Below are 16,426 nucleotides of genomic sequence, written 5' to 3'. Positions count from 1 at the left end.
CCGACATCCCACTGATCAGCATGATTGAACTGCTCAGCGGCCTGGTTCTGCTGATCGCCGGCGCCGAGCTGATGGTGCGCGCCGCCGTGCGCCTGGCCGCGCGACTGCATGTACGGCCGCTGATCATCGGCCTGACCATCGTCGCCCTGGGCAGCAGCGCGCCGCAGATGGCGGTCAGCCTGCAAGCCACCCTGGCGCAGAACGCCGACATCGCCGTCGGCAGCGTGATTGGCAGCAGCATCTTCAACATCCTCGTAACCCTTGGGCTCTCGGCGCTGATCATCCCGCTGCGGGTTTCGCGGCAACTGGTGCGCCTGGACATTCCGTTGATGATCGGCGCCAGTCTGCTGGTATTCGTTCTGGCCTGGAATAAAGAACTCACCCGCATCGATGGCGTGATGCTGCTGACGGCGCTGGCACTGTATCTGGGCTTGTTGCTGCGACAGTCGCGGCACTCGGTCCGTCCGCAATCGACAACGCATGATGCCCCGCAAGTGCCGTGGTTCAGCAGCCTGCTGATGATCGTCGCCGGTCTCGCGATGCTGGTGTACGCCGGGCATTTGCTGTTGGGCGCCGCGGTATCGGTCGCCAAAGACCTGGGGCTGTCGGAAAGGATCATCGGCCTGACCATCGTCGCCGTCAGCACGTCCCTGCCGGAGCTCGCCACTTCGTTGATCGCGGCCTTGCGTGGTCAGCGCGACATCGCCGTAGGCAACGTGATCGGCAGCAACCTGTTCAACCTTCTGGGCGTGCTGGGCGTTACCGCACTGATCGCGCCGTCACCGTTGTCGGTCTCGCCCAACGCGCTGGATTTCGACTTGCCGGTGATGCTCGGCGTCGCGGCGCTGTGCTTGCCGATGTTCTATTCCGGTTATAGGGTGACCCGCGCCGAAGGTCTGCTGTTTCTGGGTTTGTACCTGGCGTACGGTCTGCACGTGGTGTCGTTCACCACCGGCATGCCGCTGGCGGGCAAGCTTGAACACCTGATGCTGATTTTCGTCCTGCCGGCGCTGGTGGCGTTTCTGTTGTTCACGTCGCTGCGCGCCTGGCGTCGCCAACACCACAAGAGGGAATTGCCATGACCGACCCAAAAAAGCCCGGCGTTGAAGTCCGCCGCCAAGTGATGGGCGACGCCTTCGTCGACCGCGCGCTGGGCAATGCCACCGAGTTCACTCAGCCGTTGCAGGATTTCGTCAATGAACACGCCTGGGGCAGCGTGTGGAATCGCGAAGGCCTGCCGCTGAAAACCCGCAGCCTGATTACCCTCGCCGCACTGACCGCGTTGAAGTGCCCGCAGGAATTGAAAGGCCACGTGCGCGGTGCACTGAACAACGGCTGCACCGTGGAAGAGATTCGCGAGGCGTTGCTGCATTGTGCGGTGTATGCAGGCGTGCCGGCGGCGATCGACGCGTTTCGGGCGGCGCAGGAAGTGATTGATACCTACCAGAAGCCCGAGTAATCAGCCCGAATTGTGCTGACAGTTCGGCCGTCTTCGCGAGCAAGCCCGCTCCCACATTTGATCGCCAGTGGACACAACATTTGTTTACGGCTCGGTCCAGTGTGGGAGCGGGCTTGCTCGCGAAGGGGCCCGACAAAACACCGCAACCCCCAAGTTAAATCCACCCACCCCACTGCAACAAAAAGATCCCGATGTTGGTGGTCACCGCCGCCATCAGCGTGGTGATCACAATGATCGCCGCCGCCAACTCATGATTGCCATTGGCCGCCCGGGCCATGACAAAACTGGCCGCCGCGGTCGGGCTCCCGAAGTACAGGAACAGGATCCCCAACTCCGCGCCGCGAAAACCCCATAACCACGCGCCCAGCGTTGCCAGCACCGGCAGGCCGATCATCTTCACCAGGCTTGAACTCAATGCCAACTTGCCGCTCTTGCGCATGGCCGCCAGCGACAGCGTGCCGCCAATGCAGATCAACGCCAACGGCAACGTGGTTTGCGCCAGGTACTGACCGGACGTCTCCAGCCAGCCCGGCAAACCGATCTTGAAATACGCAAACGGCGCCGCCGCAAACACGCTGATGATCAGCGGGTTGATCATCACGCTTTTGCAGATGCTCCAAGGGTCGGACTTGATCACCGGGCTGTAGACCGCCAGCACAATGGTCGAGAGGGTGTTGTAGAACAGGATCACCAGCGCCGCGAGAATCGCCCCGAGGGAAATCCCGTAATCGCCGTACATGCTCGCCGCCAGTGCGAGACCGATGACGCCATTGTTGCCGCGAAAGGCGCCCTGGGTGTAAATCCCGCGGTCTTCACGCGGACACTTCCAGATCGCCCAGCCCCAGGCGATGGCGAAACACACCAGCGTCGCAATCGAGAAATAGATCAGCAGCGCCGGTTGCAGCGCGGCGTGCAGGTCGGCATGCAGGATGCCCAGAAACAGCAACGCCGGCATGGTGACGTTGAACACCAGGGCCGACGCGGTGTGAATGAAGTTGTCGTTGATCCAGTCGATGCGCTTGAGCAGCACACCCAGAAACAGCATGGCAAACACCGGCGCGGTGATGTTCAGGGTTTCCAGAAAGATTGCCAGCATGCCGGGTGAACCTTGGGTGGGCCTCGTTAGGGGGCTAATGATAAGCCACCAAGTCCTCTGGCGTCTGTTAGACCGCTATCGCGAGCAAGCCCGCTCCCACATTTGATCGCATTCTTTCTGGCAGTACACGGTCGAATGTAGGAGCGGGCTTGCTCGCGATGCAGGCGACTCGGTCTTAGGTAATCGGCGCCGGGTTGAACAAGGTGATGTCGTTATGCAGCTTATGCTGCTCGGCCCACGTCTGCTTCTTGCCGCTGGCCACGTCCAGGTAGTAGTGAAACAGCTCCCACCCAAGATCCTCGATAGAAGCCCGCCCGGTCGCAATCCGCCCGGCGTCGATGTCGATCAGGTCTGGCCAGCGCTGCGCCAATTCAGTCCGGGTCGACACCTTCACCACCGGCGCCATCGCCAAGCCATATGGCGTACCGCGCCCGGTGGTGAACACATGCAGGTTCATTCCCGCCGCCAGTTGCAACGTCCCGCAGACAAAATCACTGGCCGGGGTCGCACAGAAAATCAGGCCTTTGCGCTTGAAGCGTTCGCCAGGGCCAAGCACCCCGTTGATTGCGCTGCTGCCGGATTTGACGATCGAGCCCAACGACTTCTCGACAATATTCGACAGCCCGCCCTTCTTGTTGCCCGGCGTGGTGTTGGCACTGCGGTCCGCTTCGCCCTTGGCCAGGTAACGGTCGTACCAGTCCATTTCCCGCACCAGTTCCTGAGCGACTTCCTCGGTTTCGGCACGGGAGGTCAGCAGGTAAATCGCGTCACGCACTTCGGTGACTTCGGAAAACATCACCGTCGCGCCTGCGCGCAGCAACAGGTCCGAGGCAAAACCCAGCGCCGGGTTGGCGGTAATCCCGGAGAACGCATCGCTGCCGCCGCACTGCATGCCGAGGATCAGCTCGGACGCCGGCACGGTTTCCCGGCGACGCTGATCGAGCTTCCTCAAACGGGTCTCGGCCAGCGCCATGATCTGCTCGATCATCTCGGTGAAACCGTGACTCGAATCCTGCAAGCGATACAGCCACGGATCGCTCAGATCCACCGAGCTGTCGTTCTCATGCATCACCTGCCCGGCCTGCAATTTCTCGCAACCCAGGCTGATGACCAAGGCTTCACCCCCCAGGTTCGGGTTGCGGCCCAGGTTGCGCACGGTGCGGATCGGGATGTACGCATCAGTCGCGGTAATCGCCACACCACAACCGTAACTGTGGGTCAGCGCCACCACGTCATCGACGTTCGGATACTTGGGCAGCAATTCGTCCTTGATGCGTTTGACCGCATGATCGAGCACCCCGGTGACGCACTGAACCGTGGTGGTAATCCCCAGAATGTTGCGCGTGCCGACAGTACCGTCGGCGTTGCGATACCCCTCGAACGTGAAACCTTCGAGCGGTGCCTGCGCGGCCGGCACTTCGGTGGACAGCGGCAAGCTGTCCAGCGGCGGCGCGGTAGGCATGCGCAGTTGATCTTCCTTGACCCAACTGCCACGCGGAATCGGCTGCAATGCGTAGCCGATGGTCTGACCATAACGAATCACCTGGCCGCCCACCGGAATGTCTTCCAGGGTGACTTTATGGCTCTGTGGCACGAAGTCCACAGTCACCAGGCCATCGGGAAATTCGGTGCCGGCGGGCACGCCCTGGTCATTGACCACAATCACTACGTTGTCCCGCTCGTGCAGGCGGATGTAGCGCGGCGAGTCGGAGTGTTCAATCAACTGCATGACGCCGCTCCTCAGGAATGCGCTTGAGACAATTTGTTGTTGGTTTCAGGGCCGCTGACTGGCGGCTCTTTGAGCACCACACGCTTGATCGGGCCGACAATCACCAGGTAGCTGAACACTGCAACCAGTGCGTTGCAACCGACAAACACCAGCGCCCATTTGAACGAGCCGGTGGAGCTGATGATGTAACCGATGACGATCGGGGTGGTGATCGAAGCGATGTTGCCGAAGGTGTTGAACAAGCCACCGCTGAGACCGGCGATCTGTTTTGGCGAGGTGTCGGACACCACGGCCCAACCCAGCGCGCCCACGCCTTTGCCGAAGAACGCCAAGGCCATGAAGCCGACGACCATCCATTCAACATCGACATAATTGCAGGCCACGATGCTGCTGGAAACCAGCAGGCCGGCGATGATCGGTGCCTTGCGGGCGAAGGTCAGGGAGTGGCCCTTGCGCAACAGGTAATCGGAAATCACCCCGCCGAGCACACCACCGATGAAGCCGCAGATCGCCGGCAACGAGGCGATGAAACCGGCCTTGAGGATGGTCATCCCGCGCTCTTGCACCAGGTACACCGGGAACCAGGTCAGGAAGAAGTAGGTAATGCCGTTGATGCAGTACTGGCCCAGATACACGCCGAGCATCATGCGGTTGGTCAGCAACTGGCGAATGTAGTCCCACTTCGGACCGTCAGCCTTCGTGCCTTTGCCTTTGTCCTGGTCCATGTCGACCATGCCACCGTTGTCGGCGATGTGCTTGAACTCGGCATCGTTGATCATCGGGTGCTGGCGCGGGCTGTAGATCACCTTCAGCCAGATACCCGAGAAGATAATGCCGATCACGCCCATGACGATAAACACGTGCTGCCAGCCGAAGCTGTAGACGATCCAGCCCATCAGCGGCGCGAACAGCACGGTGGCAAAGTATTGCGCCGAGTTGAAGATCGCCGATGCAGTGCCGCGTTCAGCGGTCGGGAACCAGGCCGCCACGATGCGTGCGTTGCCGGGGAAGGATGGCGCTTCGGCCAGGCCCACCAGAAAGCGCAGCATGAACAGCGCAACCACCGCCGTGGACATGCCGAACTCGCCGACATAACCCTGCAGCACGGTGAACAATGACCAGGTGAAAATGCTCAGCGCGTAGATTTTTTTCGAACCGAAACGGTCCAGCAGCCAACCACCGGGAATTTGCCCGGCCACGTAGGCCCAACCGAATGCAGAGAAGATGTAGCCGAGGGTGACCGCGTCGATACCGAGGTCTTTTTGCAGGCTGGAGCCGGCGATTGCGATGGTAGCCCGGTCGGCGTAGTTGATCGTGGTCACCAGAAACAGCATGAGCAGGATCAAATAGCGGACGTGAGTCGGCTTTTGCGTCGATTGCATGTAGATGTACTCCCACTGATTATTTTTATGCGGGTAATAACGATGTTGTTTGCAGGAGCCGGCTTGCTGGCGATGCAGGCACCTCGGTGTGTCATTTACACCGTGGTGATGCGATCGCCAGCCAGCCGGCTCCTACAGGTGGATCAGGAACCGACGTAGGCAGTTTTTACGACCGTGTAGAACTCTTGCGCATAGCGACCCTGCTCGCGGGAACCATAGGATGAGCCTTTACGCCCACCGAATGGAACGTGGTAATCCACGCCCGCGGTCGGCAGGTTGACCATCACCATCCCGGCCTGGGAGTGGCGCTTGAAGTGGTTGGCGTACTTCAGCGACGTGGTGGCGATGCCCGCCGACAGACCGAATTCGGTGTCGTTGGCCATGGCCAGTGCCGCTTCGTAATCCGCAACGCGAACCACGTTGGCCACCGGGCCAAAAATTTCTTCACGGCTGATGCGCATCGCCGCTTCGCTGTCGGCAAACAGCGTCGGTGCGAGGTAGTAGCCTTCAGTATCGCAAGTCACCAGACCACCGCCGCTGACCAGTCGCGCACCTTCGGACTGGCCGATGTCGATGTACTTCATGTCCTGTTCAAGCTGGGCCTGGGAAACCACAGGACCGATGTCGGTGCCGGCTTTCAGCGCGTGGCCGACCTTGATCGACTTCATGCGCTCGGCCACGGCCTCGACGAACTTGTCGTGGATGCCGGCGGTGACGATGAAACGGCTGGATGCCGTGCAACGCTGACCGGTGGAGTAGAACGCGCTCTGCACCGACAGCTCGACCGCTTGTTTCAGGTCGGCGTCGTCGAGAATGATCTGCGGGTTCTTGCCACCCATTTCCAGCTGAACCTTGGCCTGGCGCGACACGCAGCTGACGGCGATCTGACGACCGACACCGACGGAGCCGGTGAAACTGATGCCATCGACTTTCGGGCTCTGCACCAACGCATCGCCCACCACGCGACCACTGCCCATCACCAGGTTGAACACGCCGGCCGGGAAGCCTGCGCGGGAGATGATTTCAGCCAGTGCCCACGCGCAACCCGGAACCAGATCGGCCGGTTTCAGCACGACGCAGTTGCCATAGGCCAGGGCCGGGGCGATTTTCCATGCCGGGATCGCGATCGGGAAGTTCCACGGGGTGATCAGGCCAACGACGCCCAATGCTTCACGAGTGACTTCAACGTTGACGCCCGGACGTACCGACGGCAGGTAGTCGCCGGACAACCGGAGTGTTTCACCGGCGAAAAACTTGAAGATGTTACCGGCGCGGGTCACTTCGCCGATGGCTTCAGGCAAGGTTTTGCCTTCTTCACGGGCGAGCAAGGTGCCGAGTTCTTCGCGGCGAGCGAGGATTTCGGTACCGACTTTATCCAGCGAGTCGTGACGCGCCTGAATGCCGGATGTGGACCAGGCCGGGAACGCGGCGCGAGCGGCATCGATGGCGGCGTGGACCTGGGCCAGGTCGGCCTTGGCGTAGTTGCCGATGGTATCGGTCAGTTCGGACGGGTTGATGTTGGCGCAGTAATCGCTGCCGGCAACCCATTCACCGTTGATGTAGTTATCAAAGCGTTTTGCATCTGCCACTGGACTGCACCTTTTAAAAGAAGTCCTCACACAAAAAGCCGCTGATTGCTCAGCGGCCTTGTTTAATCGGGTGTGTTACTGAGCACCTTGCTTGTCGATCAGCGCGGCGAGCATTTCGTACTCTTCGCCGGTCAGGTCGGTCAGCGGTGCACGCACAGGACCTGCGTCATAGCCGGCAATTTTCGCACCCGCCTTGACGATGCTCACCGCGTAACCGGCTTTGCGGTTACGGATGTCCAGGTACGGCAGGAAGAAGTCGTCGATGATCTTGCCAACGGTGGCGTGATCTTCACGAGCGATGGCGTGGTAGAAATCCATCGCGGTTTTCGGGATGAAGTTGAACACCGCCGAGGAGTAGACCGGCACGCCCAGCGCCTTGTAGGCCGCTGCGTAGACTTCGGCGGTCGGCAAACCGCCCAGGTAGCTGAAGCGATCGCCGAGGCGGCGACGGATCGACACCATCAACTCGATATCGCCCAGGCCATCCTTGTAGCCGATCAGGTTCGGGCAGCGCTCGGCCAGACGTTCCAGCAGCGGCGCGGTCAGGCGGCAGACGTTGCGGTTGTAAACCACCACGCCGATTTTTACCGATTTGCACACGGCTTCAACGTGGGCGGCGACACCGTCCTGGCTGGCTTCGGTCAGGTAGTGCGGCAGCAGCAACAGACCTTTGGCGCCCAGACGCTCGGCTTCCTGTGCGTATTCGATGGCCTGGCGGGTCGAACCGCCCACACCGGCCAGGATTGGCACGCTGGTTTCGCACGTGTCGACGGCAGTCTTGATGATTTCCGAATATTCGCTGGCCGCCAGAGAGAAGAACTCACCGGTGCCGCCTGCGGCGAACAGAGCCGAGGCGCCGTATGGGGCCAGCCATTCGAGACGTTTGATGTAGCCCGCGCGATTGAAGTCGCCCTGAGCATTGAAATCGGTAACCGGGAAAGACAGCAGACCGGAAGAGAGGATGGACTTCAGTTCTTGTGGATTCATTATTCGAACACCCTGAGTTGCACGTTTGTGTGTGTGAGGAAATCGTTCAGCCTGCGCCGAAGTTGTAGGTCATCGTACAACTTAAAAAACAACCGTCAACTGCATTTCATCGCGGCATCCAAAATTTATGCGTCGGAAAAGTATTTTCTTGACGTAGGAAAGTTCTCCTCTATGCTCTGAATAACTGTATATACATACAGTTATCTTGAAACATACCGACGACATATCAAGGAGATAGAAATGTCAGGTCTACACGCACAAACCCAGGAAAAACCGAAGCAGGTCATCGCGGGTCTGGATGATCTGTTTACCGAGAACGGCATCGCCATTACCGGTAATGACCATCTGGTCCTGCGCCTCGACACCCATGGCACCGACGCCCATCAACCGCCCACCTCTGCATTCGGTAACGCCGTGAAAGGCAAGCCACAGCTGAGGTTCGAGGGTGGTGAACACACGGCCATCGGCGATAACACGCTGCTGCGTTTCGTCAAGGACGCACCCGCGATCGTGGCGTCGCAGGTCGAGCTGCACCTGCCGAACGGCTTGGCACTGACCTATGGGCAGGTCGTTGCGTTGGGAGGTGATTTCTATGGAATTGCGGATAAACCGGTCAGCGAAGGCGTAACCGCTGCCGACCGGGTCCAGCGCTTTACCGAGGCTTTCAATTCCCTGGCGGTCCTGCCGGCGTCCAATGCCGAGGCGAAGCTGATTCTCGCTGTCATGCAGAAGGAAATCGCTGCGGTTAAACAGGCAATCAAAGATGGCAAACAGCCCCACGAGGCGTATGACGCACTGGGTGATACGTTGTCAGAAGAGTGGAACAAAATCACCGGCGGCGGCAGTTTCGTCTCAGCCCTGTACCCATTGGGCCGCTACCTGAAACTGGCCGCCAACAACGCTGACCACTTCGCCGAGTGGGCACTGCTGGCCTACATCGCCGGGCACACCGCCGCGCTGCAACAAGCGGTGATCGCCCACAACAGTGGCGATGACACGTCGCTGGAACTGGCCTACGCGATGAACGCTTTCGCCGATCACTACCTGACCGACCTGTTTTCCGCCGGCCACCTGCGCGTGCCGCGCAAACAGTTGGCGGCGGTGGTCACGCCGAGCGACCTGGGCTCGTTGATTACCCGCTTCATGCACGACGAAGACAGCAAGTTCGGCCTCAACGTGCGCAATGGCGACGGCGCTCAATGGCATGCGTATGGCGACAAGCGCTACTTCGATGCAATCGACAGCGCCAATCGCATCCAGGTCAATCAAGCGGTCCAGGTGTCGGCGGATGAGATTTTCGCGGCTTACCTCAGCGGCATCACCCCGTCGCCGGGCAGTTTCGCGGCATTGAAAAAACTGCCGGATCTGCAAGCGGTGTTGAGCCCGGCGGGTAATTTCTCGCCGCTGTTCAAGGTCGAGGGCAACAAGGTGTTGCGGCGCAAGGACGTCAATAACCTGAATGACACCGCCACCGTCGATGACTGGTGGGGCTGGAGCACTTACCTGCTGCTCAAGGACTACAACCCGACTGGCAACGTGGTCTGATAAGGAGATCGATGATGACTATCAAATTGAAACTGGAACTGGCTTCGGGGCAATCGCTGAAGGGAGCGCCGTTGGAGTTGCTGGCTGATGGCGTGTCGATTGCTCGGGCGATGGTGGGTGAGCGAGGCGAGGTGATTTTCCACGCGAGGCCCGGAACTACACAACTGGCGGTTCGGGTGGATCGGACAATTCTGAAGACTGTCTGATGTTATAGCGAGAAGGCTGCCGGCCCCATCGCGAGCAAGCCCGCTCCCACAGGATTCTGTGCACGATCACTTTCTTCTGATCGACGCAAAACACTGTGGGAGCGGGCTTGCTCGCGATAGCGTCATGTCAGGCAATGCATCACTCGACAGCAAAAACTCAGCCCCGCTGCGCCTCTGCCTCTTCATGCGCATGACGCAACCGCTCGCGACTGTTCGTCAAATGCAAACGCATCGCCGCCCGCGCGGCATCGGAATCCTGACGCGCAATCGCATCGTAAATCTCTTCGTGCTCACGGCTCAGACGGCTCATGTAGTGCTGCTGGTCATCATGGGCCAGGCGCGCCGAGTTGAGGCGCGTACGCGGAATGATGCTGGTGCCCAGGTGAGTCATGATGTCGGTGAAATAGCGGTTGCCGGTCGACAGTGCGATTTGCAGGTGGAACTGAAAGTCCGAGGCCACGGCATCGCTGGCGTGGGCCGCGCTTTCGTTCAAGGCGTCCAGCGCGGCGCGCATCAACGCCAACTGTTCAGGGCTGCGGCGTTGCGCCGCGAGGCCGGCGGATTCCACTTCGAGGCTGATTCGCAGCTCCAGAATCGCCAGTACATCACGCAGCGTCACCACGGTGGCCGGATCGATACGAAAACCGCTTGGGCTCGGGGTATCGAGCACGAAGGTGCCGATGCCATGGCGGGTTTCCACCTGCCCGGCCGCCTGCAAACGGGAAATCGCCTCGCGAACCACGGTGCGACTGACGCCATGGGCATCCATGATCGCCGACTCGGTGGGCAACTTGTCGCCGCGCTTGAGGTGACCGTCGCGGATCTGCTCGGACAGCACCGTCACCAGTTCCTGTGCGAGGCTGCGGCGCTTGCGAGGGAGGCGAGGTACGTCGATCGGGTTTTCCATGGTGAACGTCTGTCTCGAAAAATTCGGCTGAAACCGCATCATAGCTCAACGCGGTTGTACGATCACCACCGCCCCTATTGTAGGAGCGAGCTTGCTCGCGATGGACTCAAGGACGACGCGTTTATTCGGAAGGTACGCGTTATCGTTAACGCCCATCGCGAGCAAGCTCGCTCAGGGGGCGGTGGTTACGCGGTCACGGTCTGATCCACCAGATGCCCGTTGTCGATGCGCACATGCCGTGGATGGAATCGTTTCAAACTGCTGCGATGCCCAACGCTGACAATGCTCAGCCCCGGAATCTCATCGATCAGCGCCTGATACAGCGACGCCTCATCCTCTTCGTCCATCGCCGAAGTCGCTTCGTCCATGTACAGCCATTGCGGCGCATAAAGCAGCGCACGGGCAAAGGCCACGCGTTGCTGTTCACCCGGCGAGAGCATGCGCTGCCAATGATTCGCTTCGTCCAGGCGCGAAACCAGGTGCGGCAAACGACAGGTTTCCAGCACGTGAACGTAACGCTCGTTCGGATAGGTGTCGCCGGCCTGTGGATAACTCAACACCTCGCGCAGCGTGCCAATCGGCAGATAAGGCTTTTGCGGCAGGAACAGATAGCGCGCCGCCGGCAGACGAATGCTGCCGTGGCCCGCCGGCCACAAATGCCCCATCGCCCGCAGCAACGTGGACTTGCCACTGCCGGAACGGCCGCTGAGCATTACGCGCTCGCCCTCCTCCACAGTCATGTCGGCGCTGGTCAGCAAGTGACGACCATCTGCGAGGTCGAGGCCCAGGTTATGCAGTTTCAACGCCGAGCCTGAATTCTGCACGTCGATCGCGGGTGCGCGCTCTTCGTTGTCGGTCATGGCCTGACGGAAACTCAGCAGACGATCACACGTGGCGCGCCACGACGCGAGGCTCTGGTACGCACTGATAAACCAGCTGAAACTTTCCTGCACATTGCCGAACGCCGAACTGATCTGCATCAGCTCGCCGAGTTCGATCTTGCCGGACAGGTAACGCGGCGAAGCGACGATGAACGGGAAGATGATGGCGGCCTGTTGGTAACCTGCGGTAAAGAACGTCAGACGCTTGGACACCTTCATGATGTCCCAAAAATTGTGCCAGACCATTCCGAAGCGGGTGCTCAAGCGACGGTTTTCATTGGGTTCGCCGTTGTACAGCGCAATGCTCTCGGCATTTTCGCGAATCCGCACCATGGAGAAACGCAGGTCGGCTTCGAAGCGTTGTTGCCGGTTGTTCAGGCCGATCAAACGGCGACCGATCAAGTGCGTTAACCAACTGCCGATCACGGCATACACCAGCACACACCAGAACATGTAGCCGGGAATGGTAAAACCGAACACTTCGATACTGCCCGACACGCCCCACAAAATGATCGAGAACGACACCAGGCTGACAATATTGCGAAGCAGACCGATGCCCAACTCCAGGGTGTTGGAGGTGAAGTTGTTGAGGTCTTCGGAAATCCGCTGGTCCGGGTTATCGGTGTAACCGCCCTGCTCCAGCTGGTAGTAATTCTTGTTGCCGAGCCAGCGGGCGAAATGCTTTTCCGTGAGCCAGGCACGCCAGCGAATGGTCAGCATCTGGGTCAGGTAGAGCCGGTACACGGCACCGACAATCGCCACCGCCGCAATCCCGCAGAAATACAGAATCAACCGCCAGAACGCCACTTCATCTTTTTGCTGCAGCGCGTTGTAAAAATCCTTGTACCAGGTGTTGAACCACACCGAGAGCCCCACGCTGACCAGCGATAACGCAATCACCGCGAGCAGCAACGTCCAGGCCTTGCCCTTCTCCTCGCTACGCCAATATGGCGTGATCATCGCCCAGACTTTGCGAAAAAACTGCCCGCGCACAGCATCGTTGACCGCGGAATATTCAGCGTTCTGATTCATGGATAAGGCTCGATAAAGAAAAGTACAGGCACGAACCGATCATAGAGGATCGGTTCGGTTTGTCGCGAGGCTCGGCCAGCATTCGTTCAGCGCAGGTTCAGCGACGAACGGGACGCTTCTGCAGTTTGCGCTGCAGCGTGCGGCGGTGCATGCCCAGGGCGCGGGCAGTGGCGGAGATGTTGCCTTCGTGTTCGGTCAACACGCGCTGGATGTGTTCCCACTGCAGGCGGTCCACCGACATCGGGTTTTCCGGCACCAGGGTGTCGAGGTCGGCATGCTCGGACAGCAACGCAGCAAGGACGTCATCGGCATCCGCCGGTTTGCACAGGTAGTTGCAGGCACCGCGCTTGATCGCCTCGACGGCAGTGGCAATGCTCGAGTAACCGGTGAGGATCACCACGCGCATGTCCGGGTCGAGCTCAAGCAGTTTGGGCAACAATACCAGACCCGAATCGCCGTCCATTTTCAGGTCCAGCGCGGCGTAATCCGGGATGTCGGCCTGGGCGATGGTCAGGCCTTCTTCGGCGGAACCGGCGGTGCTGACGCGAAAACCGCGGCGGGCCATGGCGCGCGCCATCACGCGGGTGAACGTGGCGTCGTCATCTACCAGCAGCAAGTGCGGCAGTTCTTCGCCTTCGACTTGGATCTCGTCACTCATGTTCGTCTCCTCGGGCGACACGGGGCAGGCGCAGCTCGGTGAGCGTGCCGCCTTCCTCATGACTGTAGAGTTTCACTGAGCCGCCGGCGCGTGTCACGCTGGCCTTGCTCAAAAACAGGCCCAGGCCGAAACCTTTGCCCTTGGTGGTAAAAAACGGTTTGCCGATCTGTTCGGCAATGGCCAGCGGCACACCGGCGCCGTGGTCGCGAATGCTGATGGTCAAATCCTCGGCATTCCAGTCCAGCGTCACCTGCAGTCCTTCGGGGCACGCATCAGCGGCGTTGTTGAGCAGATTCAGCAGCGCCTGGGTCAGGTCCGGCGGCGGCGCCATGCGCGGCACGGTGCCTTGGCCCAGGCGCTGGAAGCGGTAGCTGGCTTCCGGACGCATCAGGTGCCAGCGGTTCAGCGCTTCGTCGAGCCAGTCGGTAACGTCCTGCATTTCCACGGCCAAACGGCGATTGGCCTCTGCCGCCCGAACCAGCTGCTGCAAGGTCTCCTTGCAAAGTTTGACCTGATCCTGCAACACGCTCAGGTCGTCCTGCAACATCGGGTCGTGGTGGTCCTGACGCATTTCCTTGAGCAGTACGCTCATGGTCGCCAGCGGCGTGCCCAGCTCATGGGCGGCACCGGCGGCCTCGGTCGCGACGGCGAGCAATTGCTGATCACGCAGGCCTTCTTCGCGACGGATAGCACGTAGCTCTTCCTGCCGGCGCAGCTCTTCGGCCATGCGCGCGGCAAAGAACGTAATCACCGCCGCCGCGAGGGCGAAGCTCAGCCACATCCCGTAGACCTGCAGGTTTTCCCGGGCAATCGGGAAGGTTTGCAGCGGATAGAAACCCGCCAGCAGCAAGGTGTACATCGTCAGCGCGATGCCCGACAGGATCACCGAATAACGCCATGGCAGCGTCACGGCGGCGATGGTCAACGGCACCAGGTAATAAGAGACGAAAGGGTTGGTCGAGCCACCGGAGAAATACAGCAAGGCGCTGTGGATAAACAGGTCACAGGCCAGTTGCACGGCATATTCGAGCTCAGTGACAGGCCATGAGGTGCGCAGGCGAATCGCCGTGAACGCGCACAGCAACATCGAGCAACCGAGGGTCGCGGCCAGTTGAAACCAGGGCAGCGGCAGCAAGTCGAGCCAGTAAGCCAGTCCCACCGAACCAGCCTGGGCGGCCAGCACCAAGGTGCGGATGAACGTCAGCCGCCAGAGGTTCTGGCGAGTTGCGGAAGTGATTTGAACGGGGGCGAGCATGAGCTCTCCTGATGAGCGCTCCAGGCGGATCGCACGGAGTATAACCAAGCACGGGGGCTGACAGGCAAAAGTGCGGCAAACGGCCACAGCCTCCAAGCAATGTATCTCTGACGAAGTACTCCCGTGGCGAGGGGGCTTGCCCCCTCACCACAGGGCCACCATCAATTCATCTGTATAGAAGTTGTAACTGTGCGAACCGGATCATTAAAGCTAGAGTCTGATGGTTTCACGCAGGCTCGGACCCAACCCCTGCGCATCGTCCAAGGAGATTTCATGCACACTTTCCGCCGCAGCGCCGCCCTACTCGCCCTCAGCGTCGGCACCGTCGCCAGCCTCCCGGCCCTGGCCGCCGACGAGCTGCATTACAACCAGATTTCCCTGCGCGCCGAAGTCAGTCAGGAAGTCGCCCGCGACCTGATGATCGTGACCCTCTACACCGAAGAACAAAACACCGACCCGGCCAAACTCGCCGCAGACGTCAGCACCACCATGAACAAGGCGCTGGCCCAGGCCAAACAAGTCAAAGACATCACCCTGCGCCAGGGCAGCCGCAACAGCTACCCGATCTACGACACCAAGGGCCAGAAAATCACCGGCTGGCGTGAACGCGCCGAACTGCGCCTGGAAAGCTCCGACTTCGCCGCGCTGTCGAAACTGACTGGCGAACTGCTCACCGACCTGAAAATGGGCGGCATGGACTTCGCCATCGCCACGCCAACCCGCAAGGCCAGTGAAGACGCACTGCTGAAAGATGCTGTAACCGCCTTCAAAGCCCGCGCACAACTGGCCACCGATGCACTGGGCGGCAAGGGTTACAAAATCGTCAACCTGAACCTCAACAGCAACGGCTACCCACAACCGTACATGCGCGGGCCGATGATGATGAAAGCGGCGAGCATGGACGCCGCGCCGGTGACACCGGAAGTCGAGGCCGGCACCAGCCAGGTCAGCATGACGGCGGATGGTGTGGTTGAAGTGTTGCTGCCTTGATTCGATAACCTGTACAAAAAACGGCGATCACCGAAGTGATCGCCGTTTTTTTATTGCCTCACGAAAGTCAGCGGAGGGACTGCCTGGCTTGCGGTGAACCACACCGCCACCATCGTTAGCAAGTCGGCTCCTACTAGGTCTGCGTATGTCGGCGAGGATAGGTTGGTTGGCAGGGCGCCATCGCCAGCAAGCCGGCGCCTACAAAAGCAGATCGGCATACACCCGCTTCTCACCACTCATCAGGCCGAGCGTTAGCTCGCCTGCAGCTCTTGATCTTGATCCACCCGCCCCTTCGGGAGGCTGAGTGGAGGTGTTCATCCGGGGAGTGGCGCGCAGCGCCGTTCGACGCAGTCGAACTCATCGCATGTAGGTGCCAGCGAAGCCAACCGGAGGGCGATGCCCCCGGATGAATACCGGAGCGAAGGAACGCCGAGCCTTAGCGAGGGGCCGGACGCTCGGGGCGAGCCTTTTTTTGCTTACTTTTTTTTGGCGTTTGAAAAAAAAGTGAGTCGCCGTAAGGGCGAAACCGCCAGCCGCCGTTACCGCAGGAATGGATATATACACCGACAACAAGAAACCGGTCGGCTACCAGGCCGCCAAGATAAAGATCACTGCAAATACCAATGTGTACGCTGACAAACAGCAATGGGCCAAACTGTCCCCCCACACACAATAAATCCTTAAACAACAAATACCTGGCACAACAATCC

The 16,426-nt window shown here is 60.1% G+C and carries 14 protein-coding genes; 5 read left to right on the top strand and 9 right to left on the bottom strand.

Going from position 1 to position 16,426, the window contains the following annotated elements:
• Positions 1–20 precede the first annotated feature (20 nt).
• Both PMI01S_RS04000 and PMI01S_RS03995 read left to right on the top strand, forming a co-directional pair.
• Complete coding sequence (locus tag PMI01S_RS04000; RefSeq protein ID WP_084318092.1) at positions 21–1,082, top strand: calcium/sodium antiporter; 1,062 nt, start codon at positions 21–23, stop codon at positions 1,080–1,082.
• Complete coding sequence (locus PMI01S_RS03995; RefSeq protein ID WP_084318091.1) at positions 1,079–1,459, top strand: carboxymuconolactone decarboxylase family protein; 381 nt, start codon at positions 1,079–1,081, stop codon at positions 1,457–1,459. Before PMI01S_RS04000 ends, PMI01S_RS03995 begins: the two co-directional genes overlap by 4 nt.
• Before the next feature lie 154 nt (positions 1,460–1,613).
• Here the strand turns inward: PMI01S_RS03995 and PMI01S_RS03990 are convergent, their stop codons facing one another.
• The 5 genes from PMI01S_RS03990 to kdgD form a co-directional block, all read right to left on the bottom strand.
• Positions 1,614–2,555, bottom strand: a complete 942-nt coding sequence (locus PMI01S_RS03990; RefSeq protein WP_084318090.1) for an AEC family transporter — start codon at positions 2,553–2,555, stop codon at positions 1,614–1,616.
• Between the two features lie 175 nt (positions 2,556–2,730).
• Entirely contained in the window at positions 2,731–4,284 is a 1,554-nt protein-coding gene (garD, locus tag PMI01S_RS03985) for a galactarate dehydratase (protein WP_084318089.1), read from the bottom strand.
• Between the two features lie 11 nt (positions 4,285–4,295).
• Positions 4,296–5,666, bottom strand: a complete 1,371-nt coding sequence (locus PMI01S_RS03980) for an MFS transporter (RefSeq protein WP_084318088.1) — start codon at positions 5,664–5,666, stop codon at positions 4,296–4,298.
• 143 nt (positions 5,667–5,809) lie between these two features.
• Positions 5,810–7,255: an aldehyde dehydrogenase family protein gene (locus tag PMI01S_RS03975; RefSeq protein WP_084318087.1), complete on the bottom strand. Its 1,446-nt coding sequence runs from the start codon at positions 7,253–7,255 to the stop codon at positions 5,810–5,812.
• Between the two features lie 75 nt (positions 7,256–7,330).
• Positions 7,331–8,242, bottom strand: a complete 912-nt coding sequence (gene kdgD / locus PMI01S_RS03970) for a 5-dehydro-4-deoxyglucarate dehydratase (protein ID WP_084318086.1) — start codon at positions 8,240–8,242, stop codon at positions 7,331–7,333.
• 240 nt (positions 8,243–8,482) lie between these two features.
• Here kdgD and PMI01S_RS03965 point away from each other — a divergent pair, with 240 nt between their 5' ends.
• Positions 8,483–9,787, top strand: coding sequence for a phospholipase (locus PMI01S_RS03965; RefSeq protein WP_084318085.1), 1,305 nt, complete (start codon positions 8,483–8,485; stop codon positions 9,785–9,787).
• Positions 9,788–9,801: 14 nt separating this feature from the next.
• Positions 9,802–9,993: a hypothetical protein gene (locus PMI01S_RS03960; RefSeq protein WP_084318084.1), complete on the top strand. Its 192-nt coding sequence runs from the start codon at positions 9,802–9,804 to the stop codon at positions 9,991–9,993.
• Between the two features lie 157 nt (positions 9,994–10,150).
• On the opposite strand, the gene PMI01S_RS03955 is transcribed toward PMI01S_RS03960, so the two are convergent.
• The 4 genes from PMI01S_RS03955 to PMI01S_RS03940 all read right to left on the bottom strand — a co-directional run bounded on the left by PMI01S_RS03955 (position 10,151) and on the right by PMI01S_RS03940 (position 14,726).
• The gene (locus PMI01S_RS03955; protein ID WP_174602648.1) at positions 10,151–10,900 is read right to left on the bottom strand and encodes a FadR/GntR family transcriptional regulator; all 750 of its coding nucleotides are present in this window, start codon (positions 10,898–10,900) and stop codon (positions 10,151–10,153) included.
• A gap of 185 nt (positions 10,901–11,085) precedes the next feature.
• Positions 11,086–12,813: an ABC transporter ATP-binding protein/permease gene (locus PMI01S_RS03950; RefSeq protein WP_084318082.1), complete on the bottom strand. Its 1,728-nt coding sequence runs from the start codon at positions 12,811–12,813 to the stop codon at positions 11,086–11,088.
• Between the two features lie 97 nt (positions 12,814–12,910).
• On the bottom strand, positions 12,911–13,471 hold the full coding sequence (locus PMI01S_RS03945; RefSeq protein WP_017336511.1) for a response regulator transcription factor: 561 nt from the start codon (positions 13,469–13,471) through the stop codon (positions 12,911–12,913).
• Positions 13,464–14,726: an ATP-binding protein gene (locus PMI01S_RS03940; protein ID WP_017336510.1), complete on the bottom strand. Its 1,263-nt coding sequence runs from the start codon at positions 14,724–14,726 to the stop codon at positions 13,464–13,466. Before PMI01S_RS03940 ends, PMI01S_RS03945 begins: the two co-directional genes overlap by 8 nt.
• A 273-nt stretch (positions 14,727–14,999) precedes the next feature.
• Between PMI01S_RS03940 and PMI01S_RS03935 the strand changes: the two genes are divergently transcribed.
• Positions 15,000–15,716 carry an SIMPL domain-containing protein gene (locus tag PMI01S_RS03935; RefSeq protein WP_084318081.1) on the top strand — a complete coding sequence of 239 codons (717 nt, stop codon included), beginning with the start codon at positions 15,000–15,002 and terminating at the stop codon, positions 15,714–15,716.
• Positions 15,717–16,426 lie beyond the last annotated feature (710 nt).

The sequence above is a fragment of the Pseudomonas migulae NBRC 103157 genome (assembly GCF_002091715.1).
Classification (GTDB): Bacteria; Pseudomonadota; Gammaproteobacteria; order Pseudomonadales; family Pseudomonadaceae; genus Aquipseudomonas; species Aquipseudomonas migulae_A.
The sequence above is the reverse complement of the archived record's forward strand: the minus strand, read 5'-3'. Positions and strand labels throughout refer to the sequence as shown.

Excerpts from the sequence above, each read along its gene's own strand:
- PMI01S_RS04000 (WP_084318092.1), top strand. The coding sequence starts at position 21 with ATGATTGAACTGCTCAGCGGCCTGGTTCTGCTGATCGCCGGCGCCGAG.
- PMI01S_RS03995 (WP_084318091.1), top strand. The coding sequence starts at position 1,079 with ATGACCGACCCAAAAAAGCCCGGCGTTGAAGTCCGCCGCCAAGTGATG.
- PMI01S_RS03990 (WP_084318090.1), bottom strand. The coding sequence starts at position 2,555 with ATGCTGGCAATCTTTCTGGAAACCCTGAACATCACCGCGCCGGTGTTT.
- garD (WP_084318089.1), bottom strand. The coding sequence starts at position 4,284 with ATGCAGTTGATTGAACACTCCGACTCGCCGCGCTACATCCGCCTGCAC.
- PMI01S_RS03980 (WP_084318088.1), bottom strand. The coding sequence starts at position 5,666 with ATGCAATCGACGCAAAAGCCGACTCACGTCCGCTATTTGATCCTGCTC.
- kdgD (WP_084318086.1), bottom strand. The coding sequence starts at position 8,242 with ATGAATCCACAAGAACTGAAGTCCATCCTCTCTTCCGGTCTGCTGTCT.
- PMI01S_RS03965 (WP_084318085.1), top strand. The coding sequence starts at position 8,483 with ATGTCAGGTCTACACGCACAAACCCAGGAAAAACCGAAGCAGGTCATC.
- PMI01S_RS03960 (WP_084318084.1), top strand. The coding sequence starts at position 9,802 with ATGACTATCAAATTGAAACTGGAACTGGCTTCGGGGCAATCGCTGAAG.
- PMI01S_RS03955 (WP_174602648.1), bottom strand. The coding sequence starts at position 10,900 with ATGGAAAACCCGATCGACGTACCTCGCCTCCCTCGCAAGCGCCGCAGC.
- PMI01S_RS03950 (WP_084318082.1), bottom strand. The coding sequence starts at position 12,813 with ATGAATCAGAACGCTGAATATTCCGCGGTCAACGATGCTGTGCGCGGG.
- PMI01S_RS03945 (WP_017336511.1), bottom strand. The coding sequence starts at position 13,471 with ATGAGTGACGAGATCCAAGTCGAAGGCGAAGAACTGCCGCACTTGCTG.
- PMI01S_RS03940 (WP_017336510.1), bottom strand. The coding sequence starts at position 14,726 with ATGCTCGCCCCCGTTCAAATCACTTCCGCAACTCGCCAGAACCTCTGG.
- PMI01S_RS03935 (WP_084318081.1), top strand. The coding sequence starts at position 15,000 with ATGCACACTTTCCGCCGCAGCGCCGCCCTACTCGCCCTCAGCGTCGGC.